5 protein-coding genes are annotated in these 1,989 nt (G+C 27.7%); 1 reads left to right on the forward strand and 4 read right to left on the reverse strand.

Translation table 11 applies throughout. The features are described 5' to 3' along the window. Positions 1-271 (reverse strand): hypothetical protein (locus RV14_RS11540; RefSeq protein WP_143139771.1); only part of this gene is annotated, 271 nt, incomplete at its 3' end. 70 nt (positions 272-341) lie between these two features. Then, the gene (locus RV14_RS11545; RefSeq protein WP_143139772.1) at positions 342-671 is read right to left on the reverse strand and encodes a hypothetical protein; all 330 of its coding nucleotides are present in this window, start codon (positions 669-671) and stop codon (positions 342-344) included. A gap of 197 nt (positions 672-868) precedes the next feature. Here RV14_RS11545 and RV14_RS11550 point away from each other — a divergent pair, with 197 nt between their 5' ends. Then, positions 869-1,093 (forward strand): hypothetical protein, encoded by a 225-nt coding sequence (locus RV14_RS11550; RefSeq protein WP_071856386.1) that lies wholly within the window; start codon positions 869-871, stop codon positions 1,091-1,093. 86 nt (positions 1,094-1,179) lie between these two features. Here the strand turns inward: RV14_RS11550 and RV14_RS11555 are convergent, their stop codons facing one another. Together RV14_RS11555 and RV14_RS11560 are read right to left on the reverse strand one after the other, a co-directional pair. Further along, on the reverse strand, positions 1,180-1,575 hold the full coding sequence (locus RV14_RS11555) for a hypothetical protein (protein ID WP_071856387.1): 396 nt from the start codon (positions 1,573-1,575) through the stop codon (positions 1,180-1,182). After that, positions 1,559-1,989: hypothetical protein (locus RV14_RS11560; RefSeq protein ID WP_217265355.1), on the reverse strand; the 431-nt coding region annotated here is incomplete at its 5' end. The genes RV14_RS11560 and RV14_RS11555, both read right to left, overlap by 17 nt.

Raw genomic sequence — 1,989 nt, forward strand, 5'->3', positions numbered from 1 at the left:
GACTCGAAAATGGGGATCGAATAAGTTCAATTGTTCGAGGATAAGCATGAGTATCCTCTGAAGAATATGAAAGTTGCATGGAGTATTTCTTTTTCACAAAGCTTTGAGTAGATTTTTTTATTTCAAAATCATCAATTTTATGTTGCCTTTTTAGTGTCGATAGCTCTTGATTCAAATTTCCGTCAAATAAATAATCATCCATACGAATTGCTGAGAAAAAAACAGCTAAATATAAAACAAAAATTAAACTGATTTTTTTGTAGTTTTTCATAAATTATTTTCCTCCTTTATATTATGACAAGAAGGGAAATTTCTTGTCATAATACTTCTTTTTAACTAATTCAAAGCTCGTAGTTTTGATCTATCCCTGTCTCCTGATAAAAGTTTGAATATTCGTATTCTTTGATATTTTTGGATAAAATTTTAGGCTCAAATGTTCTTTCATCAATCACAATTTCAATTTCTTCTTTTACGTTCCCTTCAAAAACTGTCGCACTTTCGCTTAGAAAATTATCAAACCAGATAATTCTATTATCCGTAATACTAAAATAATTTCTAATTTCATCTGTCGTCCAAAAACAGATTACTTTTGAATTTTTCAATGATTCAGGGAGTTCAAAGACCTCCAAATCACGTTCGTCGACAATTGCTACATCCGAGTTTGGAATCAACAATATTCCGTCTTCTGTAGCTTCTAGTTTGCTTAAGATTTCTTTAATTGAATACGTTTATTTCATTATTTTTCCTCCTGTCATTTCTTATTATTTAACTTACAAACATATTATAGCATACCTACTATAGTATGTATACCATATCATTGATTTTTTATAGTGGGAATGCTATATTTTTACTAAGGAGTGAATAAAACATGGAAATTAAAACAGAGGAAGAAATTCAAGAGTGGATTTATAATAATTTAGTAGACAAAAGAAAAGGTGCTGAAATAACTGGTCAATCAGTTAAAGCTTTTGAACAGTCTGTACGTTTAAAGTACATCCAACCCTTTTATGAGAATGAAGGAAAAGGAAGCGCTAAAATCAAACTTTATAAAAGAGCAGATTTAGAATTATATGCTAGAAATAAAAAAAAATAAATTCAATAATTTTTATCTTGTAAAAAAGATTAATAAAAAAGGAGTTGGCAACTAAGCCACTCCTTTTTTATTAATCTTTATATAAATTATTCTCTGCCAAAATATTCTAACATATACTTATAATACTTAGTAAATATTCTCTTTTCCTCAGAAAATCTATTTTCTAATAACATAGCATCAATTCCAGATACTAAAGTTCCAATTCTAAGCGTTAATTGATTTTCATAAGAGTAATAAAAAAATAATTCAAAATGAAGATTCCTAAATAAAACTAATTTTTCACCTGGCTTTAAAGAAGTAATTCTTAGATTTAAATCATAGAAGTTACTAAATTGATAAATAGAACTACTAGGAAAAAAGATATCAGAAATAGAAGTAGAATAACCATTAGACTTTAATTCTTCTATGAATGACCTTTGCCAATTTATCAACAAATTCCCTGATTCTAATTTTCCTCTATTGAAATCAACTATTTTTCCCATCTATTTCTCCTCCAGATCTACTAGAGTTTCTCTTTAAATACATTGATAGACGAATAAATTTATCCTTACAAAAAGAATAAATTAGGCAAAATAATACAAAAAGAACTATCCATCCTATAAATATCTTTAGCAAAAAAATAGATACCGGTATGACAACAAGTAAGGTAATGACTATATGAGGGAAGAACCATAAACTTGCTAGAAAAATAGCTATAAAGATAATTGCTAATGTTAGACAAATAGGAATTTGAATATTTTCTGGCATTAACTTTATTTGTTCGATTCCCCAACTAAAAATGTTTGAAATTACATCTACAATAAAATTGATTATACCAGCAAACAACCATCCTATTGCATCTACAAATGTACTAGCAAGTTTAAACACAAATGCATGTATCCTAATAAAGTGGACAC

The organism is Enterococcus ratti (assembly GCF_001886195.1).
Classification (GTDB): Bacteria; Bacillota; Bacilli; order Lactobacillales; family Enterococcaceae; genus Enterococcus_B; species Enterococcus_B ratti.